The organism is Sulfitobacter sp. W002 (genome assembly GCF_025142135.1).
Classification (GTDB): Bacteria; Pseudomonadota; Alphaproteobacteria; order Rhodobacterales; family Rhodobacteraceae; genus Sulfitobacter; species Sulfitobacter profundi.
Window position 1 is genome coordinate 2,584,051 of the sequence record NZ_CP081126.1, and the last position, 22,678, is coordinate 2,606,728.

At 62.9% G+C, this 22,678-nt stretch carries 24 protein-coding genes and 1 other RNA gene; 10 read left to right on the forward strand and 15 right to left on the reverse strand.

Annotation, left to right across the window (positions count from 1 at the left end; all coding sequences use genetic code 11):
* Positions 1 to 68 precede the first annotated feature (68 nt).
* A complete protein-coding gene (locus K3758_RS12690; RefSeq protein ID WP_259945508.1) occupies positions 69 to 926 on the forward strand; it encodes a bile acid:sodium symporter family protein in 858 nt (285 codons plus the stop codon).
* Positions 927 to 996: 70 nt separating this feature from the next.
* On the opposite strand, the gene K3758_RS12695 is transcribed toward K3758_RS12690, so the two are convergent.
* A complete protein-coding gene (locus tag K3758_RS12695) occupies positions 997 to 2,754 on the reverse strand; it encodes a hypothetical protein (RefSeq protein ID WP_259945510.1) in 1,758 nt (585 codons plus the stop codon).
* A gap of 319 nt (positions 2,755 to 3,073) precedes the next feature.
* Between K3758_RS12695 and K3758_RS12700 the strand changes: the two genes are divergently transcribed.
* Positions 3,074 to 4,108 (forward strand): hypothetical protein, encoded by a 1,035-nt coding sequence (locus K3758_RS12700; RefSeq protein WP_259945514.1) that lies wholly within the window; start codon positions 3,074 to 3,076, stop codon positions 4,106 to 4,108.
* Position 4,109: 1 nt separating this feature from the next.
* Here K3758_RS12700 and K3758_RS12705 read toward each other — a convergent pair whose 3' ends face one another.
* From K3758_RS12705 to mgtE, 4 genes are all read right to left on the reverse strand, one after another.
* Positions 4,110 to 5,882, reverse strand: coding sequence for an SLC13 family permease (locus K3758_RS12705; protein ID WP_259945517.1), 1,773 nt, complete (start codon positions 5,880 to 5,882; stop codon positions 4,110 to 4,112).
* A gap of 94 nt (positions 5,883 to 5,976) precedes the next feature.
* Positions 5,977 to 6,789 carry a TIGR00282 family metallophosphoesterase gene (locus tag K3758_RS12710; protein WP_093926816.1) on the reverse strand — a complete coding sequence of 271 codons (813 nt, stop codon included), beginning with the start codon at positions 6,787 to 6,789 and terminating at the stop codon, positions 5,977 to 5,979.
* 108 nt (positions 6,790 to 6,897) lie between these two features.
* Complete coding sequence (locus tag K3758_RS12715) at positions 6,898 to 7,464, reverse strand: 5-formyltetrahydrofolate cyclo-ligase (protein WP_259945521.1); 567 nt, start codon at positions 7,462 to 7,464, stop codon at positions 6,898 to 6,900.
* Entirely contained in the window at positions 7,461 to 8,864 is a 1,404-nt protein-coding gene (mgtE, locus tag K3758_RS12720) for a magnesium transporter (protein WP_093926818.1), read from the reverse strand. The genes K3758_RS12715 and mgtE overlap by 4 nt, the downstream gene beginning before the upstream one ends.
* A gap of 121 nt (positions 8,865 to 8,985) precedes the next feature.
* Between mgtE and guaD the strand changes: the two genes are divergently transcribed.
* Positions 8,986 to 10,287 (forward strand): guanine deaminase, encoded by a 1,302-nt coding sequence (gene guaD / locus K3758_RS12725; protein WP_259945524.1) that lies wholly within the window; start codon positions 8,986 to 8,988, stop codon positions 10,285 to 10,287.
* Positions 10,288 to 10,311: 24 nt separating this feature from the next.
* Here guaD and K3758_RS12730 read toward each other — a convergent pair whose 3' ends face one another.
* From K3758_RS12730 to K3758_RS12745, 4 genes are all read right to left on the reverse strand, one after another.
* On the reverse strand, positions 10,312 to 10,731 hold the full coding sequence (locus tag K3758_RS12730; RefSeq protein WP_120351562.1) for a CAP domain-containing protein: 420 nt from the start codon (positions 10,729 to 10,731) through the stop codon (positions 10,312 to 10,314).
* Positions 10,728 to 12,062 (reverse strand): 8-oxoguanine deaminase, encoded by a 1,335-nt coding sequence (locus K3758_RS12735; RefSeq protein WP_259945527.1) that lies wholly within the window; start codon positions 12,060 to 12,062, stop codon positions 10,728 to 10,730. The genes K3758_RS12730 and K3758_RS12735 overlap by 4 nt, the downstream gene beginning before the upstream one ends.
* A gap of 133 nt (positions 12,063 to 12,195) precedes the next feature.
* Positions 12,196 to 12,996, reverse strand: coding sequence for a histidinol-phosphatase (gene hisN, locus K3758_RS12740; RefSeq protein ID WP_259945529.1), 801 nt, complete (start codon positions 12,994 to 12,996; stop codon positions 12,196 to 12,198).
* A 115-nt stretch (positions 12,997 to 13,111) separates the two neighbouring features.
* Positions 13,112 to 13,486 carry a helix-turn-helix domain-containing protein gene (locus K3758_RS12745; RefSeq protein ID WP_120351565.1) on the reverse strand — a complete coding sequence of 125 codons (375 nt, stop codon included), beginning with the start codon at positions 13,484 to 13,486 and terminating at the stop codon, positions 13,112 to 13,114.
* 625 nt (positions 13,487 to 14,111) lie between these two features.
* Between K3758_RS12745 and K3758_RS12750 the strand changes: the two genes are divergently transcribed.
* Positions 14,112 to 14,888 carry a Bax inhibitor-1/YccA family protein gene (locus K3758_RS12750; RefSeq protein ID WP_067627480.1) on the forward strand — a complete coding sequence of 259 codons (777 nt, stop codon included), beginning with the start codon at positions 14,112 to 14,114 and terminating at the stop codon, positions 14,886 to 14,888.
* 78 nt (positions 14,889 to 14,966) lie between these two features.
* On the opposite strand, the gene K3758_RS12755 is transcribed toward K3758_RS12750, so the two are convergent.
* From K3758_RS12755 to K3758_RS12765, 3 genes are all read right to left on the reverse strand, one after another.
* Entirely contained in the window at positions 14,967 to 15,656 is a 690-nt protein-coding gene (locus K3758_RS12755; protein WP_259945533.1) for a VIT family protein, read from the reverse strand.
* Positions 15,657 to 15,672: 16 nt separating this feature from the next.
* Positions 15,673 to 15,831, reverse strand: a complete 159-nt coding sequence (locus tag K3758_RS12760; protein ID WP_165935557.1) for a hypothetical protein — start codon at positions 15,829 to 15,831, stop codon at positions 15,673 to 15,675.
* 71 nt (positions 15,832 to 15,902) lie between these two features.
* Entirely contained in the window at positions 15,903 to 16,595 is a 693-nt protein-coding gene (locus K3758_RS12765; protein ID WP_259945537.1) for a metal-dependent hydrolase, read from the reverse strand.
* Positions 16,596 to 16,920: 325 nt separating this feature from the next.
* On the opposite strand from K3758_RS12765, the gene gatC reads away from it, so the two are divergent.
* From gatC to rpmG, 6 genes are all read left to right on the forward strand, one after another.
* Positions 16,921 to 17,208: an Asp-tRNA(Asn)/Glu-tRNA(Gln) amidotransferase subunit GatC gene (gene gatC / locus K3758_RS12770; RefSeq protein ID WP_067627510.1), complete on the forward strand. Its 288-nt coding sequence runs from the start codon at positions 16,921 to 16,923 to the stop codon at positions 17,206 to 17,208.
* Positions 17,208 to 18,695 (forward strand): Asp-tRNA(Asn)/Glu-tRNA(Gln) amidotransferase subunit GatA, encoded by a 1,488-nt coding sequence (gatA, locus tag K3758_RS12775; protein ID WP_259945539.1) that lies wholly within the window; start codon positions 17,208 to 17,210, stop codon positions 18,693 to 18,695. The genes gatC and gatA overlap by 1 nt, the downstream gene beginning before the upstream one ends.
* Before the next feature lie 37 nt (positions 18,696 to 18,732).
* A complete protein-coding gene (locus K3758_RS12780) occupies positions 18,733 to 19,488 on the forward strand; it encodes a hypothetical protein (protein ID WP_259945541.1) in 756 nt (251 codons plus the stop codon).
* Positions 19,489 to 19,491: 3 nt separating this feature from the next.
* Entirely contained in the window at positions 19,492 to 20,181 is a 690-nt protein-coding gene (locus K3758_RS12785; RefSeq protein ID WP_259945543.1) for an N-acetylmuramoyl-L-alanine amidase, read from the forward strand.
* 11 nt (positions 20,182 to 20,192) lie between these two features.
* An RNA gene (gene rnpB / locus K3758_RS12790) (RNase P RNA component class A) lies at positions 20,193 to 20,672 on the forward strand.
* 159 nt (positions 20,673 to 20,831) lie between these two features.
* Positions 20,832 to 20,999, forward strand: a complete 168-nt coding sequence (rpmG, locus tag K3758_RS12795; RefSeq protein ID WP_007119221.1) for a 50S ribosomal protein L33 — start codon at positions 20,832 to 20,834, stop codon at positions 20,997 to 20,999.
* Between the two features lie 147 nt (positions 21,000 to 21,146).
* Here rpmG and K3758_RS12800 read toward each other — a convergent pair whose 3' ends face one another.
* The 3 genes from K3758_RS12800 to K3758_RS12810 are packed head-to-tail and all read right to left on the reverse strand — an operon-like array spanning position 21,147 to position 22,630.
* Positions 21,147 to 21,554: a hypothetical protein gene (locus tag K3758_RS12800; RefSeq protein WP_259945569.1), complete on the reverse strand. Its 408-nt coding sequence runs from the start codon at positions 21,552 to 21,554 to the stop codon at positions 21,147 to 21,149.
* Positions 21,551 to 22,171 (reverse strand): DUF5671 domain-containing protein, encoded by a 621-nt coding sequence (locus K3758_RS12805; RefSeq protein WP_259945571.1) that lies wholly within the window; start codon positions 22,169 to 22,171, stop codon positions 21,551 to 21,553. Before K3758_RS12805 ends, K3758_RS12800 begins: the two co-directional genes overlap by 4 nt.
* 3 nt (positions 22,172 to 22,174) lie before the next feature.
* Positions 22,175 to 22,630, reverse strand: a complete 456-nt coding sequence (locus K3758_RS12810) for a nucleoside deaminase (protein WP_120351572.1) — start codon at positions 22,628 to 22,630, stop codon at positions 22,175 to 22,177.
* Positions 22,631 to 22,678 lie beyond the last annotated feature (48 nt).

Genomic DNA, 22,678 nt, shown 5'->3' on the forward strand with positions numbered 1-22,678 from the left:
CGGCGCGCGTCAGGCTTGCCAGATCGCATTAGCCGCCCCTAGGCTAATTTTAGCTTTAGGGGGGACAAATGGATATTCTAATCAACGTCGTACTGCCGCTGTCTTTGGCGATTATCATGCTGTCGCTGGGGGTGGGCCTCACGGTCCAAGACTTCACCCGCGTCGCAAAATACCCGCGCGCTTTCGGGTTGGGCGCGCTGTGCCAAGTGGTGCTGGTGCCCGCCGCCGCTTGGACCGTGGCCACGGCCTTTGGCCTCAGCGGAGAGCTGGCCGTGGGGCTGATGATCCTGTCCTTCTGCCCCGGCGGGGTGACCTCGAACATGATCAGCAAATTCGCGCGGGGCGATGTGGCGCTGTCGGTGACTTTGACGGCGGTCGTCTCGCTCCTGAGCATTCTGACCGTGCCGATCTTCACCGCCATCGCCGTGCGGCATTTCATGGGCGATGCGGCCCCGGATGTGTCGGTCGCAACACTTGCCATGGCGATGTTTCTGATCACCACCCTGCCCGTCGCGCTTGGGCTGCTGCTGCGCCACGGCGCCCCTGCCTTGGCCCTGCGGATCGAGCCGGGTCTCTCCGCCCTCGCCGCGCTGCTTTTTGTGCTGATCGTGCTGGCCGCTTTGGCCGGGAACTGGAGCCTTTTTGCCGAGAACCTTGCCAGCCTCGGGCCTGCGCTCATCAGCTTTAACGTTGTTTTAATGCTGCTGGGGCTGGGCATCACCGGGGCCGCAGGACTGGCGTGGCAGACACGCAAGACGATTTCGATTGAGGTCGGCATTCAGAACGCCACGCTGGGCATCACCCTCGCCGCTTTGATATCGGGCCAAGCCTCGGGGTTCAGCGCCTACGCCCTGCCCTCGGCGGTCTATGGTATTACCATGTATCTGGTGGCCCTGCCCTTCGTGCTTTGGTTTCGCAAGCGCTGAGAGTGGGGGGACCGCACAAACAAAAGGCGCGCCCCGAGGGACGCGCCTTTCTTGTTTAAGGGACGGGCCATCAGGCCATGTCGAAAGCGTCGTCCTCACAGAGGTCGGGCTCTTCGTCTTCCTCCGAAGGCATGGAGGCAAGGCTGAGCGCGTCCATAAGAGCGGTCGCGCCGTCGGATGTGTCGGCGGCGTCGGGGTCGGCATCCAGCGGGTCAACACCTCCGGTGACGCCCAACACATCACCATCTCCGCTTTCATCAACATCGACGACGACACGCATACCGGCCAAGTCGATATCCTCGAAGGAAAGCGGCCCATCCTCTGAAGAGAGTGTGAAGTCGGTGGCCTTAACCCCATTCGGATCATCAGCTGCCGGGTCAAACTTCAGCCCTACATCAAAGGTGCCCCCGGCGCCGTTCACCCCATCATCCGCGGCCTGAATATCACTCACATCGCGACTACCCACTGTTGGGTAGAAATCGAGCGTCTCTACTCCGCTGCCATCCGTCAGGCTAAAGTAGACTTCATCAATCTCCGCTTCGTTTCCATCGAATTGGACCTGCGACAACGTGAAGAACAGCGTTCCGGTGTCGGTTTCAGTAACGGATACGTTGATCTCCGCAGGGTCGCCCACCGTGAAGTTCAGCGTCGTCTTGTCGTCACCACCTGTATCTGTGCCTTGCGTGCCACCCGAGCCAGAACCTTTAGTGCCGCAAGAGCCGGAACCCTTGGTGCCGCCAGTGCCGGAGCCCTTCGTACCGCCAGAACCGGAACCCTTCGTGCCGCCAGAACCGGAGCCCTTCGTGCCGCCAGAACCGGAGCCCTTCGTAACGCCAGAACCGGAGCCCTTCGTGCCACCCGAGCCGGAGCCCTTCGTACCGCCAGAACCGGAGCCCTTCGTACCGCCAGAACCGGAGCCCTTCGTGCCACCCGAGCCGGAGCCCTTCGTACCGCCAGAACCGGAGCCCTTCGTGCCACCCGAGCCGGAACCCTTCGTACCGCCAGAACCGGAGCCCTTCGTACCGCCAGAACCGGAGCCCTTCGTACCGCCAGAACCGGAACCCTTCGTACCGCCAGAGCCGGAGCCCTTCGTACCGCCAGAGCCAGTGCCCTTCGTGCCGCCAGAGCCGGAACCCTTCGTACCGCCAGAACCGGAGCCCTTCGTACCGCCAGAACCGGAGCCCTTCGTACCGCCAGAACCGGAACCCTTCGTACCGCCAGAGCCGGAGCCCTTCGTACCGCCAGAGCCAGTGCCCTTCGTGCCGCCAGAGCCGGAACCCTTCGTACCACCAGAACCGGAGCCCTTCGTGCCGCCCGAGCCGGAACCCTTCGTGCCGCCAGAGCCGGTACCCTTCGTACCACCAGAACCGGAGCCCTTCGTGCCGCCAGAACCGGAGCCCTTCGTGCCGCCAGAGCCGGTGCCCTTCGTGCCGCCAGAGCCAGTGCCCTTCGTGCCGCCAGAGCCGGTGCCCTTCGTGCCGCCAGAGCCAGTGCCCTTCGTGCCGCCAGAGCCGGTGCCCTTCGTGCCGCCAGAGCCGGTGCCCTTCGTGCCGCCAGAGCCGGTGCCTTTGGTACCACCAGAGCCGGAACCCTTGGTGCCACCCGAACCAGAACCCTTGGTGCCGCCAGAACCAGAACCCTTGCCGTCATCGCTCCCGTCGAACTTCCCGGCCAGGTTTTCGTCATACCATTTCGCGAAGGAGGATCCCTCTACCCCGCCGTTGTGATAGGACTTCGTTCCGCTGGCGTCGCAACCGCTGCCCGCCGCACCATCGGTGGACCAGCTATCGTCTTCGCTGTTCCAACCTTTAGAGAATCTGTAACCCATGACACCAATCCCTCATATACTTTTGCAGTCGCGACCGCTTTGCAGCGCCACGTCCCCCACAGACTTGCGAAACTAACAGGCGCAATTCTCTTTCGGCAAATTCTTTCCATTTTTTCGATGAATGAGGCCAGATGTCGACATAATCTCGAAACAGTAACGCGCCGCGCAGACGCATTGTCCCTTGGTATAGGCCAAACATACCGAATGGCGGCGAATCACTCCGGCCGGATAGGCTGAAATTGCCTTTGTTTTGCCCAAAACCCGCCGTACCCTCGACCGTCAAAACGCCTAGACAGACGGAAACACCAGCGGAGGCCCCATGGCACGACCCAAGGAACAAAGCGCTCAGGCACAGATCGTCGCAGCGGCGCGCAAGCATTTTGGCCAAGACGTGGCACGGGTATCGGCCCCCGGTGGTGAGAACCGGTCAAGTTTCCGGCTGCACCTGACCGATCGCACCGTCATCGCAACCCTGCGCCCGAACTTTCGCCGCACCCATTTAGAAGCCCATGTGCTGACCGAACTTGGCCGCCATTGCAGCGACCTGCCCGAATGTCTGGGTGTGGTGGGTGAGATCATGTTCCAATCCGATGTCGGCAAACGCCGCCTCAATGTCGAGGTCGCGCAGGTCGCGCCAGCGGTACAGCTTGATCTGGCGGGAGAGGCCGTATCGGCCATTTTCCGTATCCATGGCGCCGCGCGCCAGACCGAGTTGAACGCCATCATGCCGCATCTGGGCAACAACCGCGATTGGGTGCTGAACTTCGTTGATGCAGTGGACTTTCTAAAGGACCTCGGGGGCGGCATTTCAGACCAGTTCGACCGCACCGCCGCCTATGAACGTATCAACGCCCCGGCGCGGCAATTCGTGAAATGGGACTGCCGTTCGGGCAATGCCGCGATTGGCCGGGACGACAAATTGCGCTGGTTCGATTTTGAATATGCCGGGCTGCGCCATGGCGCCGAAGACATCGCTTGGCTGATCGGGGATGAGGCGTGGCCCGTCGCCCCGCAGGACATGGTCGACGTGGTGATCGACGCCTTCGATCCCACCTGCGGCATTTCCCTGCCCGACTACCTCGATTACCTTTCGGTTTACCTGACCTTCCATGCCGTGCAGCGGCTTAAGCTGATCAGCAAGGAGGCCAAGAAGCGTGGCTGGCTGAGCAAAGATCGCATTCGGCGCTATGATGACGCGGGCGTACACCCCGAATTCGCGGCGCATATCTGCCGGGTTGGGGCCTATTTCTCAGACCAATCCGAACTGACCGCGCCGCTGACCCGCAACTTCCTTGAGGCGCAGGCAGGCTTTGACGCGATCGTCGCTCAGACCGAAAAACAGCGCAGCGCCTGACCTACCAAAACAGCGGGATCACCGCGCTCACCAGCAGCGACATGCTCAGGTTCAGCGGGATCCCGATGCGCATGAAATCGGTGAATTTATACCCCCCCGGCCCGTAAACCAGCGTGTTGGTCTGATAGCCGATGGGCGTGGCAAAGGCGCAGGAGGCCGCGATCATCACCGCCACGACCAGCGGGCGTGGGTCCATGCCAAGGGCAGCGCTAAGGCTGATGGCGATGGGTGTCATGATAACGGCCACGGCATTGTTGCTGACGATCTCGGTCAGGGTCGTGGTCAATAAGAACACCGCCCAGATGATGAAAAACGGCGGCAGTTGAGCCAATCCCGGCGCGATATTGTCGACGATCAGCGCAATCGCCCCTGAGTTCTGCAGGGCAGCGCCAACGGCCAGCATGGCAAAGATCAGCGCCAACAAGCGCCCCTCAACGAAAGAGAATGCCTCCTCCGCGTCGATACAGCCGGTCACCAGCACCACGGCCACGGCGATCACGGCCAAGGCCAAGATCGGCGCGACGTTGAAGGCCGCTAGTGTGACGATGCCCACCAGCGCTGCGATGGCAATCGGCGCATGGCCCCGTCGAAACGCACGGGCCGAGGGTTGGGTCACGTCAACGAGGTTCATCTCGCTGGCCAGACGCTGAATATCTTCGGCTGCGCCTTCCAGCAGCAGCGTGTCCCCCACTTTGACGATCAATTGGTCAAGCTGTTGGCCGATGTTCTGGTTCCGCCGATGCACCGCCAGCGGATAGACGCCATAGCGCCGCCGCAGCCGCATGGAGCCCAAGCTGCGCCCCACCATCCGGCAACCGGGGGTGATCAGCACTTCTACGGTCGTGGTCTCCACCGCCGAAAGCTGGTCGACCCGGCGCAGTTCTTTGTTGTTTTGCAGGCTCAACAGCTCGGTCATCTGGGTCCGCAGCACCACGCGGTCCCCGACCTGAAGCTCAACGCCTTTGAGGTTGCGGCGCAAAGAGTCGTCGCCTCGCACCACGTCGATCAGCCGCACGCCCTCGCGCTTGAACAGCTGCACATCCAGCACTTCGCGGCCAATCAAGTTGCTTTCAGGGGGGATCACCGCCTCGGTAAAGAACTTCATCTTGGAGCGGTCCGAGAGCATATTCGCCATGCTGTCGCGCGCGGGCAGGAGTTTGTCGGCGAAGAACAGCATGTAGATCAGGCCCCACGCGCAGACCACAAGGCCCACGGGGAGGATCTCGAAGATCCCGAAAGGCGCCATCCCCTGCGACCGTGCCACACCATCGACCAGAAGGTTGGTCGAGGTGCCGATCAACGTGAGAGAACCACCCATGATCGCGGCATAACTTAGTGGGATCAGCAACTTAGACGCTTTGGTATTGAGCGTGCGCGTCAGCTGTACCACCACCGGGATCATCACCACGACGACGGGCGTGTTGTTCATGATAGCACTCGCCGCCATGACCGACAGGATCACCCCCGCCACCGCCGTCTTGGGGTGGGTCTTGGCCGAGCGTTCGGCCAGCCGGGTCAGCACATCCAAAGCCCCGGTTCGCACCAAGGCCCCCATGATGATGAACATGGCCGCAATGGTCCAAGGCGCGGGGTTCGACAGCACCGCCAGCGCATCGTCATAGGGCAAGACGCCGATGGCCAGCAAAAGCGCCGCACCGGCGATGGCAACCACTTCGGTGGGGAAAGCTTCGCGCAGGAAAAGCACGAACATCATGCCGACGACCACGAGGGTGAGCACCGCCGTCTCCATCGGAGAGAAGCTGAAAAATTCCATCAAGAACCTGTCATTCGGGCAAAAGGCCGTTGTCCAGTTACGCCGATTGCCGCGCCCTGCGCAAGCCTGACGCATGGGTCGGCAGTGTCAGACCTCAGGGCGTGCTGGTCTGGAGGGCACCGCCCTCGCGCACCGGCACGATCCGCGTGGCACGGCCCGTGCGGTCATCCGTTTCGATATAGACGCCAGACAGCGTCGCCTCGCCATTGGCGGGGGTGAAACGTTCACGCGGCATGCCGGTGATGAAACGGCGCAGGGGCTCGGCCTTGTCCATGCCGATGACCGAATGGTAATCGCCACACATGCCCGCATCGCTGAGGTAGGCCGTCCCGCCCGGCAGGATCATCGCATCCGCGGTCGGCACATGGGTATGGGTGCCGACGACAAGGCTCGCCCGCCCGTCGCACCAATGGCCCATGGCCATCTTCTCGCTCGTGGCTTCGCAGTGCATATCGACGATGATTGCCTGCGCCATGCCACCCAATGGATGGGTTTTCAGCACCGGTTCCAGCGCCGAAAAGGGATCATCAAAGGGCCGTTTCATAAAGACTTGGCCAAGCGCTTGGGTGACCAGAACCTTTTTGCCGTTTTGCGCCGTGAACAGTTTGGCCCCTTTGCCCGGCGCGGATTTGGAGAAGTTCAGCGGGCGGATCACGCGGGGCTCTTGCTCAATAAAACTCAGCATGTCTTTCTGGTCGAAAGCGTGATCGCCAAGGGTCAGACAATCGGCCCCTGCATCCAGCAAAGTCTTGGCATGCGCGCCCGACAGGCCCATGCCCCCGGTGGCATTCTCGCCATTCACCACAATAAAATCGAGCTTCCAGTCGCGCCGCAGCCGCGCCAGATTTTCGGTGATCGCCCGCCGTCCGGCCCGGCCCATCACATCGCCAAGAAACAAAATCTTCATAACTTATGGACTAGGACGCGCGCGGCTTGGCGGCAACCCTTATTCCGCTTGGGGCCTTATTCCGCGTAGGGCCTTGTTTCATTTGGGGCCTTATTCCGCGTGGGCCGGTTAACGTCCCGCCACCTCGATCACCGCGGCCTCTGTCACGATCAGGTCCAGCGGCTCATCGGTGTCTTCCAACGGAACGTCGTCGCTCTCCTGCCCGGCAAAGGCGAAACCGATTGCCATGGTGGCCCGGCGCGCGCGCAGCATCGCCAGTGTCCGATCATAAAATCCGCCGCCATAGCCCAGCCGCGCGCCTGCGCGGTTAAAGGCCAGCAGCGGAACGATCACGATCTCTGGCTCGAAAAAATCGTTATGTTCGGGGATCATCGCGCCGAAAGTGCCCGCCACCATCGGCGCCTCGGGTGTCCAGCGCGAAAAGGACAGCGGGTGGTCGGGCCACATGATCACCGGCACGCCGACCGGGCCGTGGGCGCAGGCTTCGGCCATGGCCGGGCGGGGGTCGATTTCGGTGCGAATGGGCATGAAGCCTGAAAGCGGCACGCCGCGATAGCCTGCCAAAACTTCAGACAGATACCCAGCCTGCGCGGCATTCGCCTGTTCAAACAACGGCTTGCGGCGGGCAAAGGCGGCCTTGCGCGCCGCGGCCTTACGCGCTGCAGCCTCGCTCACAAAAGCACCAGCGCCGCGAGACCGAGGAAGGCAAAGAAGCCGACAACATCCGTCACCGTGGTCACAAAGGCCCCCGAGGCGAGCGCCGGGTCAATCCCGAACCGCTCCAGCAAAATCGGGATACCGGTGCCCGCAAGCCCCGCCACCACAAGGTTAATAACCATCGCGGTCGCGATCACATAGCCAAGCGCCGGAGAGCCGAACCAGATCACCCCGACGATCCCCATGATCACCGCAAAGATCAGCCCGTTCACCAGCCCCACCAGAACCTCCCGCCGGATCACACGCCAGACGTTCGAGCCGGTAAGGTCTTTCGTCGCAATCGCACGCACCGCGACGGTCAGGCTCTGCGTGCCCGCATTGCCGCCCATGGAGGCGACGATCGGCATCAGCACCGCCAGCGCCACGATCTGCGCAATCGCGGCTTCGAACTGAGAAATCACCATCGATGCGGCAATCGCAGTCACAAGGTTCACCGCGAGCCATGGCAGGCGCTGCTTGGTCGTTTCCGCCACCCGGTCGGAAAGGGAGCCCTCGCCCACACCCGCCAGTCGCAGGATGTCTTCTTCGTGTTCTTCGTCGAGCACCGCCATGGCGTCGTCGATGGTGATGACCCCGATTAACCGCCCCTCTTCATCAACCACCGGGGCCGAGATCAGGTGGTACTGGTTAAACGCATAGGCCACATCGCCCTCATCCCGCATCGCGGGGATGATCTGGAAGGTTTCCTCCAAAATATCCGCCAGCCGCGTCTCGCGGCGCGAGCGCATCAGCTTGCCCAGCGTCACGTTACCCACCGGGTGCAGGCGCGGGTCGACCATGACGATGTGATAAAACTGGTCTGGCAGGTCTTCTTCCTTGGTGGCGCGCAGATGGTCGATGGTCTGGCCCACCGTCCAATGCTCGGGCGCCATCACAACCTCGCGCTGCATCAGACGACCGGCGGAGTATTCTGGCCAGTTCAGCGCCTGTTCAACGGCGACCCGGTCGGTTTCCTCCAGCGCGTCGAGGATGGTTTCCTGCTGCGCGTCTTCCAGATCTTCGATCAGGTCGACGACATCATCGCTGTCCAGTTCACGCACCGCTTGGGTCAGAACCTGCGGCGTCAGGATGGAGATGACTTCTTCGCGGATCGACTCGTCGAGTTCCGACAGAATCTCGCCGTCGAACTCCTGCCCGTAAAGCCGGATTAGTGCTGCGCGGTCATCCTCGTCGATCTGCTCCAAAAGGTCAGCGATATCCGCCGCGTGCAGCGGTTCCATCAACTGGGTCAGATGAGCTTGATCGTTGGCCTCTACGGTCTCAAGGATCGCGGCAACGGCCTTGCGGTCCAGCATATAGGCTTCGGCATTCTCCTCAGAGGGTACCGCCGGATCCAGCTCTTCGATCTGCTCTGCCATCCGCGTTCTCCGTGCCTGTGCTGCGCTTTGGGCCGACAATATGCAAGCGCCCGCAGAGGCACAATGCCGCCCGCGACGCTTCGGTATTGTTCCCTGTCTCGCCCTCACCTAAACCACTGGCATGACAAATCAACGACTCCTTTTGGCCGCGACGCTCACCTATTCCGGCAACCCGATGCAAAGCGCGTGGGAGGATGCCGTGAAGATCGACACCGAAGGCGGTGTTTTGATCGAAGACGGTCGCATTGCCGCCGTGGGCAATGGCGAACGCCTGCGCGCCGCGCATCCGCAGGCCGAGGTGACGCGCTATGGCGAGGCGCTGATTTGTCCGGGGTTTGTCGATGCCCATGTGCATTATCCGCAGACCGCGATCATCGCGTCATGGGGCAAGCGGCTGATTGATTGGCTGAATAGTTATACCTTCCCCGAAGAGATGCGACTCTCGGATCCCGCCTATGCGGGCGACATCGCCGCGCGCTATTTGGACCTGACGCTGGCCCATGGCACCACCACAGTTGCATCTTACTGCACGATCCACCCCCACAGCGCCGATGCGCTGTTTCAGGCGGCAGAGAATCGCGGCCAGCGGATCGTCGCGGGCAAGACCTGCATGGACCGCAACGCCCCCGAAGGGCTGCGCGACACGGTGCAATCGGCCTATGACGACAGCAAAGCGCTGATCGAGCGTTGGCACGGCAAGGGCCGCGCGACATATGCGATCACGCCGCGTTTCTCTCCCACCTCGACGCCCGAGCAACTCTCGGCCCTCGGTGCGCTTTGGGCAGAGCATCCGACCTGCCTGATGCAGACCCACCTCAGCGAACAAACGGATGAGATCGAATGGGTGCGCGGCCTGTTCCCAGAGGCGCGCGATTACCTTGATACCTATGAGGCCCATGGGCTGCTGGGCGAGCGCGGGCTCTACGGCCATGCGATCCACCTAGAGCCGCGTGAGATTGACCGGCTGGCAGAGACAGGCGGGGCGCTGGTGCATTGCCCCACCTCCAACACGTTTATCGGTTCGGGGCTGTTTGACATGACCGGCCTTGCGGCGCGGGGCATTCCGCTGGCGCTGGCAACGGATACCGGGGGCGGCTCGTCCTTTTCGATGCTCCGCACCATGGCGGCGGCCTATGAAGTCGGCCAGCTGCGCGGCACCCCGCTGCATGCGGCGCAGCTGATCTGGCTCGCCACCGCAGGCTCGGCCCGCAGTCTGCATTTGCAGGATCACGTCGGCAGTCTGGCCGAGGGGATGGAAGCGGATATTACCGTGCTATCGCTCAACTCCACCCCCGCCATCGCGCAGCGTCACGCGGCGGCCAAGGATATCTGGGAAAGCCTTTTCGCCACCATCATGATGGGCGATGATCGGGCGATTGCAGATGTTTGGGTTGCGGGTGCGCGTCGGGGTGGCACGGCGTAGCGCGCCACCCGTGACTGGGTCGCCTCAGCAGGGCGCGCCCAGCACCATCACCCAAACTTCACTATCGGCCTGCACCAGCCCCATCTCCTCGGCACGGCTGTCGACCATATTGCGGTAATGCCCCGGCGAGTTGGTCCAGCCCGTCATGACCTCATCCAATGACTGCTGCCCCTTAGCGATATTCTCGGCCACAAAACACCATTGATAACCCGCCATCGCGGCACGACGGCCTACATCTGTGCCATCGCGGCCTTTGTGGCTGAAATAGTCGTGCTCTGCCATATCGCTGGCATGGGTTTGCGCCGCCTGCGCCAAACGGCCATCATAGACGAGAGGTTTGAGCCCCTGCACATCCCGCAACGCATTTACGCGCTCCAACCCCATGGGGTCGGCCAATGCCGGCATGCCCGCCAGCATCAGGATCGATAGAAAAAATGGCCTCATTCAGCCAAGCCTTTCGCCAATTCTTTTTGCCGCGCCACCTGTGCGGCCAAGTCAATCGTGGTGACGCGACCATCGCGCACCACCTGACGGCCTTCAACGAAAAGGTCGCGCACCGCCGTCGGACCGGCAAGAAGCAGCGCAGCCGGATCCCAACTGCCCGCACTATGCACGCCGGAAACATCCCAGATTGCCACATCGGCGCGTTTGCCGGGCATCAGCCGCCCGCAATCAGGGCGCCCCAACACATCCGCCCCGCCGCGTGTGGCCATTTCCAAGGCGGCGCGGGGGCTCATCGCATCAGCGCCGCGCGCCACGCGCTGCAACAACATCGCCTGCCGCGCCTCGGCTGCCAGATTGCCGCTGTCGTTGCTGGCCGATCCATCGACCCCCAGCCCCAGCGGCACGCCTGCATCCAGCATCGCCCGTACCGGCGCGATGCCTGACCCAAGGCGGCAATTGGAACAAGGGCAATGCGCGACCCCGGTGCCTGTGCGCGCGAAAAGGTCAATCTCCGCCCCGTCCAACTGCACGCAATGGGCATGCCAGACGTCATCGCCCAGCCAACCAAGGCTTTCGGCATATTCTCCGGGGCGGCAGCCGAATTTCTCCAGCGAATAGGCCACATCCTCGGCGTTTTCGGCCAGATGGGTGTGCAGCATCACGCCCTTGTCGCGTGCCAGAAGCGCCGTGTCGCGCATCAACTCGCGACTGACCGAGAAAGGTGAACAAGGTGCCAATCCGACACGACACATCGACCCTTCGGCAGGATCATGGAAGGCGTCGACCACGCGGATGCAATCTTCCAAGATCGCCGCTTCCCGCTCCACCAGCGCATCGGGCGGCAGGCCACCATCGCTTTCACCGATGCTCATCGAGCCGCGCGTGGGGTGAAACCGCAGGCCCAGTTCGGCGGCGGCATGGATCGTATCCTCCAGCCGCACGCCGTTGGGGTAGAGGTAAAGGTGATCCGAGCTCAGGCTACAGCCCGACAGCGCCAGTTCCGCCAACCCAATCTGAGCTGAGGTGAACATATGCTCCGGCCCCATGCGCGCCCAGATCGGATAGAGCCGCTGCAACCAGCCAAAGAGCAGCGCATCCTGCGCGCCCGGCACGGCGCGGGTCATGCTTTGGTAAAGATGGTGATGCGTGTTCACGAGTCCCGGCGTGACGACGCAACCCTTCGCCTCGACAATCTCACCACTGGTCCGCAAACCCTGCCCGATCTCGGCAATCACCCCGTCGCGCAGCAACAGGTCTGCACCGGCAAGCTCGCGCCGGGTATCGTCCATCGTGATGAGGTAATCCGCGCCGCGGATGAGGGTCTCTGCCATAGGTCACACTTTTCGCTATGCCCGTCTCATGCAAAGTGTGTGTGGCCGATGGAAAACGGGCGAGAGAACCGACCTTTACGGCATTTATCGCATCCCGCCGGGGCCGGTCAATCCGCGGGTTTCGACAATTGGATCAATATGCGGAAAGGACCGCAAGCGCCTGCGCGTGGATTTCGCGGTTGGCCGCCGCAAGCGCCCTGCCCCCTTCATGCACCGGGTTGCCCTGCCAATCGGTGACGATACCCCCCGCCGCTTGGATCACCGCGATGGGCGCTTGAATGTCATAGGCGTTCAACCCTGCCTCAATCACCAGATCGACCTGCCCGGCCGCGACCAGCGCATAGGCGTAGCAATCCATGCCATAACGCGTGAGCAGCGCCTGCGACGCCACCGCCCGAAAGGCGCTGGCCTCATCGGTGCTGCCAACCTCGGGGAATGTGGTGTAAACGATGGCCTGCTGCAGGTCACGCGCCGCGCGGGCCTGCAAAGGGCGACTTCCATGCGGCCCGGTCATCAGCGCCCCGTCCGGTGCGCCCTCGAACCGCTCGCCGATATAGGGCTGGTCAATGATGCCGTAGAACGGCCCCGACGCATCGCTGACCGCGATCAGCACGCCCCAAGTCGGCGTACCGCTGAGAAACCCGCGCGTGCCGTCAATCGGGTCAAGCACCCATGTCAGCCCCGACGTGCCGGGCTGCGCGCCATATTCCTCGCCCAAAATGCCATCGGCGGGCCGTTCCGCCGCCAAGATATCGCGCATTGCCCGTTCGGCGGCGCGATCCGCCTCGGTCACGGGGTCAAAACCCGTACCGAGCTTATTGTCGGCCTGCAAATCAAGGCTGCGGAAATAGGGCAGGATCACCTGACGCGCCGCATCCGCCATCAGGTGGGCGACGCGGCGAATATCAGGATCAAAATCAGTGGCGTTCATCATGACGAAGACCTGACAGTTTGCGCGGGTTTGCGCAAGCCTGCCAATGCTTTAGAAAGTCGGGCCCTAGAAAGCTAGCCCTTGAAAGACGGGGCCAAGAAAGACGACCCGGATGGGATCAGGCCACATCGCTCAGCACGCGAGCCAGTTCGAACAACCGGCGGCGCTGATTCTCGGGGATGGCATAGTAAGAACGGACCAGCTCCATCGCCTCTTTGTCGGCCATCAGATCGGCTGGCAGCCCATCCACTGCCGGGCCATCTGCGACCTCTTCATCTTTCAATCCTTCAAAGAAGAAAGACACAGGCACGCCAAGCGCATCCGCGATATCCCAAAGCCGCGAGGCGCTGACGCGGTTCGCGCCGGTTTCGTATTTCTGTATCTGTTGGAATTTGATCCCGACAAGTTCCGCCAGTTTCTGTTGGGTCATCCCCGTCAGCCAGCGCCGCTGCCTGATACGTTTACCCACATGTACATCTACCACATGCACCATATTCTTTAATCCTTATAGGGCACATGCGACCGTGCCAATCTCTGTTCCAAACAAGGACGAAGTGTGCCGTTGCTTCACGCAATACCGCAGGAGTTGCGTGAAGGTCCTACCTCCTATCATAGCGGTTGCGTTGAATTCGGCAAAGAAATTTCACGCGACGGTAAAATTCTGTTCCGTTTCGACTGCAACCTCAGGCGGTGCACTGCCCCTCTCTCTCTTCGACCGGCGAGCGTTAAATCTCCAAGTATCCTTGGCTGTAGTGGTTTCCCGCTCGGCAACCATTGGATGAACGCGAAGAATATCAATCGGTTCCCCCCGGAATAGTTCAAATGCCGTTTTTCTGGCTCTCGGGTGGTTCACGTCACCGTTACCCGCGCCCCGCCGCGCCGCCGAAGCATCGGTGCTTTTCCGCCGATCACCGCACCTTGGGCGACCCGCCCGCCCGAAATAGAGGTCTTACCGACCCTCAGCGCGCGCCCCTGACAAATTCGGGGCGAAACCCGCGATTATTGCCGTGATATCAGGCGGCAAGACACTTGAAATTCGCCCCTTCAGGCCCGATATTCAAAGCCAAGAACGTGTCGGCCGAGTTTCGACACGCAACTTTGCCAATGGGAGTCACTAAATGGCTGACGTCAATTCAATTCGCTCTGCTGCCGGGTCGCGCGTCGCCGCGATCGACGAGGGTCTGCGCGCTCATATGAACAAGGTGTATGGCACCATGTCGATCGGCATGCTCATCACCTTCGCCGCGGCCTGGGCCATTTCTGGGCTGTCGGTTACCTCCGACCCCTCCGCCGCCGTGGCGCAGCTTAGCCAAGATAAGTACCTGACGCAGTTGGGCTACGCGCTCTATGCCTCGCCGCTGAAATGGGTCGTGATGTTCGCGCCGCTCGCTTTTGTCTTTGGCTTTAGCGCGATGATCAACAAAATGTCGGCGGCCACGGCGCAGGTCGTGTTCTACGCCTTCGCTGCCGTCATGGGCATCTCGATCAGCTCGATCTTTCTGGTCTTCACCGGGTACTCCATCGCGCAGGTCTTTTTGATCACGTCGATCGCCTTTGCCGGTCTGTCGCTCTGGGGCTACACCACCAAGAAGGACATCTCCGGCTGGGGCAGCTTCCTGATCATGGGCGTGATCGGTCTGGTCGTCGCGTCGATCGTAAATATCTTCCTCGCCTCTTCGGCGCTGATGTTCGCGATTTCGGCCATCGGTGTTCTGATCTTCGCGGGTCTGACCGCCTATGACACCCAGAAGATCAAGACCGAGTATCTGGCCCACGCCCATCACGGCGATACCGAGTGGCTGGGCAAGGCCGCGATCATGGGCGCGCTGAGCCTCTATCTGGACTTCATCAACATGTTCATGATGTTGCTGTCGCTCTTCGGCAACCGCGAATAATCGCTGAACCATCTGATGCGGAAGGCCGGCCCTGAAAGGGGTCGGCCTTTTTCTTTGGCGGCATCTCAGGTCAAAGCGTCAGCCAATCGCTCCGAAAAGATGGCCGACCCCGGCGGTCACGGCCATGGCCAAACCGCCCCAGAAAACGACACGCCTGATGGCGGGACCTTTCGGCGCACCGCCCAATTGTGCCCCGCCCGCGCCAAGCAGCACCAGCGCCAGCAACGCAACCAAAGCGATCGTCAGGCCACGCGCCCCCGCAGGGGCCAGAACAGCCGCCAGCAAGGGCAGCCCGCCGCCCAAGGCAAAGGCCAGCGCCGAGGCGCCCGCCGCCTGCAGCGGATCGGCCTGACCGGCAAGGCCGAACATGCCCAACTCTTCGCGTGCGTGGGCGCCCAAGGCGTCATGGTCGGTCATCTGTGCTGCGACTTCCAAGGCGAGGTCACTTTCCACGCCGCGGTTCTCCAGCCCTTCGGCAAGTTCGCTCAGCTCGTAATCCGGGTCTTCGATCAGGGCCACGCGCTCGCGCTCTAAATCGGCCTTCTCAACGTCCGCCTGTGCAGAGACCGAAACATACTCCCCTGCCGCCATTGACAGCGCCCCGGCGGTGAGCCCCGCAAGCCCGGTCAGCAGGACATTGCCCTGCGCCATGCCAGCCGCGCTCACCCCCACCAGCAGGCTGGCGGAGGAAACGATCCCATCGTTGGCCCCCAAAACGGCGGCGCGCAGCCAGTTGCTGCGGTTGATGAAGTGACCTTCTTTGGGCATCTCAGCCGCCTTACGTCTATTGCGGCTGGTACACCAAAAGATGCGCCGGGAAGATGACTGGCCGGTCACCGCCCACGCCGGTAAAGCCGACACTGCCGGTAGGCTCGGCCCGGTCCAGCGGGGCGCAGGCCCCCAGCGTCAGTAACAAGATCACGGCAGTCGTTTTGGCAAACATGGCATTTCCCCGGTGGTTCATTCAGGTATCCCCCGTTCCGCCTCGGCGCGCAAGGCGGTCGGGGCAGTTGGTCAGACGGTGATCGGCTGCATCACCTGCGGCTCCACCACATCAACGCCCGGAAGGCCATCGGTCAACGCCTGCGCCGACTGCTCCAGCGCGTCGAAGGTGCGGTAGTGGCAGGGAATAACCGTCTTGAAATTAAAATAGCGTTTCGCGGCATAGGCGGCCTGGGCCATGTCCATCGTGAAATGCCCGCCCGCGGAGAGAATGCCGATGTCGGGTTCGTGATAGTCGCCCATCCAATCCATATCCGCCATGATCGCCGTGTCGCCGGAATGATAGATCGTATGCCCCTCACCCGAGATCATGAACCCCGTCTCCATCCCGGTGTAGATCGGCCCGTTGTCGCCTTCCACGGATGAGGAATGCGAGGCCGGGACCATGGTGATCGTCACCTCGCCCGCGCGGATCGTGCCGCCTTTGTTAAAGCCGGTGGTTTGTGCGACGCCTTTGCTTTCCAGCCAGCCCATCAGTTCGACCATCCCCGCCACCGGCGCATTGGTCCGGCTGGCGATGTCGGCGATGTCAGCCGTGTGGTCGAAATGGCCGTGGGTGACGAGGATGTGAGTCGCACCTTTGATCGCTTCGGCGTGGTGCTCCTCAGGCAGCATCGGGTTGTCTTTGAGCCAAGGGTCGATCAGCAGCACTTGGTCTTCGATCTCGATGCGGAATGAGCCGTGGCCGAGCCAGATGATGTTCATGGGGGGTCTCCTGAGTGATGTGGGTTTTACGTCAGATTTGACCCTCCGAAGCGCGGAATCAAGTAAACGCCTCCGCATGCCACCAGCCCGGAATCAAGGGGCATGCCCGCCCGGCAGCGCCAGACCGGCCCAACGGACGGGCGCTTCTGCAAGCCGGACGCCATCTCGCCATCATCCAATATCGCCGCAGCCATAAATTGCCCAACTGCTTCGAAGCAGGCGCCATCCCCCGGTCTGGCGCTGCCCGGCTCCGCTTCGCCCCTCCCAAACCCTTGCGAGGCCCGCCCCCAAACGGTAGAGGAGCCACAAAGAGATGGAGATGTTCATGTCGATCGACGAAAACACCGCCGCACGCGTGGCGAAACTGGCCCGGATCAAGGTTGAACCCGAGGCGCTTCCAGCGCTGGCGGAAGAGTTCAACAACATCCTCGGCTTTATCGAGCAGCTGTCCGAGGTGGATGTCGACGGCGTCGAGCCGATGACCTCCGTGACCCCGCAGCGCCTGAAACGGCGCGAGGACGTGGTCACCGATGGTGACCAGCAGGACCGCGTGCTGGCAAATGCCCCCGATGCCCGTGAAGGGTTCTTTGCCGTGCCGAAGGTGGTGGAATAATGACCGATCTGAACAAACTGAGCCTTGCCGAAGCCCGCGACGCGCTGCGCAAGGGAGAGACCTCCTCGAAAGACCTGACCGAAGCCTGCCTCAAAGCCATCGACGGCGCAGGCGCGCTGAACGCCTTCGTGCACCGCACCCCCGAGATCGCGATGGCGCAAGCCGCCGAGGCCGACGCCCGCATCAAACAGGGTGATGCGCCTGCCATGTGCGGCCTGCCCATCGGCATCAAAGACCTCTTCTGCACCAAAGGCGTGCCGAGCCAAGCGGGCAGCCGCATCCTCGAAGGGTTCCTGCCCGAATATGAAAGCACCGTCAGCCAAAAGCTGAAAGACAGCGGCGCGGTGATGCTGGGCAAGCTCAACATGGACGAGTTTGCCATGGGCTCGTCGAACGAGACCTCCGTCTACGGCAACGCGGTGAACCCGTGGCGCCGCGCGGGCGACACGGCGGACCTGACACCGGGCGGTTCCTCGGGCGGCTCCGCCGCTGCCGTGGCGGCTGACCTCTGCCTTGCCGCGACCGGCACCGACACCGGCGGCTCGATCCGCCAGCCTGCGGCCTTTACCGGCACTGTGGGCATCAAGCCGACCTATGGCCGCTGCTCGCGTTGGGGCATCGTCGCCTTCGCCTCCTCGCTCGATCAGGCCGGGCCGATGACCAAGACGGTACGCGACGCCGCAATCATGCTGGAGGCGATGTGCGGCCATGACGCCAAGGACAGCACCAGCGCCGATCTGGCCGTGCCGGACTTCGAGGCGGCGCTGACCGGCGACATCCGCGGCAAGAAGATCGGCATTCCGCGCGAATACCGCATGGATGGCATGCCCGAGGAGATCGAGAAGCTCTGGCAAGACGGCATTGCGATGATGAAAGACGCGGGCGCCGAGATCGTCGACATCTCGCTTCCTCACACGAAATACGCCCTGCCTGCCTATTACGTCATCGCCCCCGCCGAGGCCTCCTCGAACCTCGCGCGTTATGACGGCGTGCGCTTTGGCCACCGCGCCAAGCTCGACCATGGCGACGGCATTACCGAGATGTACGAGAAAACCCGCGCCGAGGGCTTCGGCCACGAAGTCCAGCGCCGCGTGATGGTCGGCACCTATGTGCTCTCCGCAGGCTTCTACGACGCGTACTACAACCGCGCCCGCAAGGTGCGCACGCTGATCAAGAAAGACTTCGAAGACGTCTTTGCCCAAGGCATCGACAGCATCCTGACCCCAGCCACACCTTCGGCGGCCTTTGGTCTGGGCGAGATGAAGGACGCCGATCCGGTGGCGATGTATCTCAACGATGTCTTCACCGTGACGGTGAACCTCGCCGGACTGCCCGGCGTGGCGCTGCCCACGGGGCAAAGCAGCACGGGTCTGCCGCTGGGTCTGCAACTGATCGGGCGCCCGTGGGAAGAGGCCGAGTTGCTGTCCTCCGCCTATGCGCTGGAGAAGGCGGCCGGTTTTGTGGCCAAGCCCGAGAAATGGTGGTAAGCCGCAGGGCGGTGAATAAGAGGCGAGAGCGGGTCAGATGATCACACGGACACTTCTAGCGATGACGGCGGGCGGTCTTTTGGCAGCCTGCCAACCGGCGATCCCCGATTCCGGGAACATCAACAGCGGGCGCGGCGTCGGCTTTGGCGACAGCAATTTCGAAGCCGAGCAGCGCGCACGCGATGCGGCGCTGGCAGGCGACGGCAGCTTCACCTCGGACGTGACCGCCCAGCCTCTGGACGACGGCTCCCCCGAAGCGACAGCGGCGGAAACTGCCCGCGTTCTGGCGGCGACCCGTCCGGGCGGGGCAAGCAACGGCCTTGGCAATGATGCCGCGACTAACTCGGGCGTCGCCCCGGTGAACGCCAGCCCGTCGAACCCGCCCCCCGCCGCGGTCAACGCCGTTGGCATCTCGAACGAGAACAACTTTGACGCGGTATCGGGCCAGCGCAGCATTCAAGACGACGCGGCCCGTGTGGCCGCCAACCGCGCCCAATATCAGGTGGTTCAGCCCGAAGCACTGCCAGAGCGTCGGAACGTCGGCCCGAACATCGTCGCCTATGCGCTGCAATCCAACCAATCGGTCGGTCAGCAGGTCTATAGCCGTATCGGCTTTAACAAGGCCCGCAAGTTTGAACGTGCCTGCGCGCAGTACAGCCACGCCGACCAAGCGCAGATTGCTTTCCTTGAGGCCGGTGGCCCAGAAAAGGACCGCGAGGGCATGGACCCCGATGGCGATGGCTTCGCCTGCAACTGGGATCCCACCCCCTTCCGCCGGGCTGCGCAGGGCTGAGAGATGCCTGTCGCGCCTGACGTGACGGCGCATCCCTCGCCCAATTGCGGCCCGCGACGCGGCGGGCTGCGGCCCCGGCTTATCGTCCTCCACCACACAGCCATGACCAGCGCCCGAGCGGCGCTGGAGCGTCTCTGCGACCCCTCTGCGGCTGTCTCTGCGCATTATCTGATCTGTGGCAACGGGCGCATCCTGCAATTGGTTGAAGAAGATCAGCGCGCTTGGCACGCGGGCGTCGGCGAATGGGCGGGTCAGGACGACATCAACTCCCGCTCCATCGGGATCGAGTTGGACAACCGCGGCGATCACCCCTTCTCAGAACCACAGATGCGCGCGCTCGAAACCCTCCTGCCCGGCATCATGGAGCGTCATGGCATCCCGCCCGACGGGATAATCGGCCACTCCTGCATGGCACCGGGCCGAAAGGTCGACCCCGGCCCCCGATTCGATTGGGCACGGCTGGCGCGGCGGGGGCTGGCCCTGCCTGCGGGCGACGGCGTTGCGCCAAAGACCGCCACGGCCGATACTTTCCGCGCCGCCGCGCAAGCTGCAGGCTTCACCGCGCCCTGCGATGATGCCACGCTGCTAGAGACCGTGCGGATGCGTTTCCGTCCCCACGGGCGCGGCCCTCTCACCCCCGCAGACCTTGCCGCCCTGCCCGCCCCCATTGACGCGCCACGCGGCGGCGTCTAGGGCGGGGATGCGCGGAAGGCTGGATGGCCGCTGCGTCGACTCGCGTCGCATGACCGACGACCACTCCCGTCACACGCATGTGTGACATCCGTGGCGTCGCTTTTGCGGGGCAAAAGCGACGTAGAGGAAAGTCCGGACTCCAAGAAGAAACGGTGCCGGGTAACGCCCGGGCGGGGCAACCCGACGGAAAGCGCCACAGAAATGAAACCGCCCCTTGGTCCGGCTTGCCGGAACCCCCAAGGGGTAAGGGTGAAACGGTGGGGTAAGAGCCCACCGCGGGGCTGGCAACAGCTCTGGCACGGCAAGCCCCACCGGGAGCAATGCCAAATAGGGACCGCGCGCCGATGATCTTCGGGTCAAAGGCGGGGCTCTTCTGCCCCAGCAGGTCCGGGTTGGCAGCTATAGCTGCATCGGCAACGGTGCAGTCAGAGGAATGGTCATCGCCTGTTTTCGGACAGGTACAAAATCCGGCTTACAGGTCTTCCGCGCATATTCCTGCCCTTTCAGGTCCGAAAGGCAGGTTTTTCGACGAAACCGGCGTCTTTCGGCATCGGACGGGCAAATAGCGGTTGACTCGGGCGCGGGTCTGACTAGAACCCGAAATTCAGAATTCACGCACGCCTGCGCGGCCGTGCAGCAGGAGAAGACACATGGCGAAGCCAACCACGATCAAGATCCGCCTGAACTCGTCCGCGGGCACAGGCCATTTCTACGTGACCAAGAAGAACGCACGCACCATGACCGAGAAGATGGTCATCAAAAAGTACGACCCCGTTGCGCGCAAGCACGTGGAATACAAAGAAGGCAAGATCAAGTAAGATCGCCTGCTTTGAACGGTTTCAAAAGGCCACGCGGTTTGCGCGTGGCCTTTTGCGTTGTGGAGCCGGGTAAGGCGCGCTTAGCGCAGCTTCAACCGACCTAGGCCGCCGGGCAGCGGCAGCCCGTCAATCGCACCCCTCCCCCGCTTAAGGCGCCTGCACCACCCATTGCCGCGAAGATGGGACGCGCCGATAGCGCAGGCATCCCACCCCCCCGTCGAAATGCAGCCGCTCCCGCCCAGAGGCGACCGCTTTCTCTTGCGGCACCTCAAAAGTCGCGCAGACCGCGAGGCTCTCAGCCCCTTGCGTCACCTCATAGGCGGCGCCGGTCAGCGGATCGTGGAGGCTCTGCTCTGTGCTGCGACAGGCGCGAGAAAACGCAGCCTGCTCTGCAGTCTCGCAAATAAGCGCATCGGCGAGGTGCCGCAGGTCTGCCAGACGGGTCTGGTCACGGCTTTCGGCGCGCGCATGGCTCGGCCCACCGACCACGGCGAAACCGGCAAGAAGCGCGGCCAAGACCACAGCCACGGCACCGCCAAAGAACAGCCGGTTCACCCGGCCGCCCCCTGCCGCCCATCGCGGCGGTAGTAGCCAAAGATGCCCCCGGCGATTCCCGCCACCGCCAGCGCCTTCAACGCGAATTGCACTGTCAGATCGCCACTGAGGAAGGCATAGATCACCGCCACCAGATCGCCCAACAGGACCGCAGCGGCGAAAAGCAGGGTCACGTAGGTCATCCAACTGCGAATGGCCGAGCGCGCCAGCGCCGGATCAGCGGCCAACCGCCTGTTTTCGCGCGTGGCCAGCCACAGGTACAGCGGCAGCGTCACGATCAGCACCGCCATGGCCCAGCGGATGCGATAGGTCGCCCCGCCACCCTCTGAGGAAATGAAGTGATCGATCAAAGCATGCAGCAGCCCCACCAGATACCCCGCGCCAAAAAGCAGCGCCCCGAACATCAGCGCATAGACGAAAAAATCCCGCGCCGTGACCACGGGGCGCGGACGTGGCACCGGCGGGGCAAAGGGCACATCCGCCCAGCCTTCCAATGCGTCGCTGACCTCTTGCGCCGACCAGCCCGCTTGGCCCAACACTGCGGCGATCTCCACGCGGCTTTTGCCTACGCTGAGCGCATCCCGCACGAATTGCGCCAAATCCCTATTGCCTGCCATGGGTTACCCCCCTCTTTTGGCTTGGAAAAATGCAGTTAGAAGCTGCTCTGAGTCCCGCGCGGCGATACCGTCAAAAACCTGCGGCGCGTGATGGCATTGGGGATGCGAGAACACCCGCGCGCCCTGCGCCACGCCGCCTGATTTGGGGTCTGCCGCACCATAAAACAAGCGCTCCAGCCGCGCGGCGGCAATGGCCCCGGCGCACATCGCGCAGGGCTCCAACGTGACGTAGAGCGCGTGACCGATCAGCCGTTCTGAGCCAACAGCCGCACAGGCCGCACGCAGGGCCAGCATCTCGGCATGGGCGGTGGGATCGTTGCGCGCGCGGGTTTCGTTGCCTGCCGTCGCGACGATCTGCCCTTCGGGTGAGACGACAACCGCCCCCACCGGCACCTCGCCCCGCGCGGCAGCGGCGCGGGCCTCGGCCAGCGCCTGACCCATATATGAGCGAAACTCCATTCCGTCACATGGCCGCAAACGCCACCCTTTCGCAAGCCCGTGAAACAG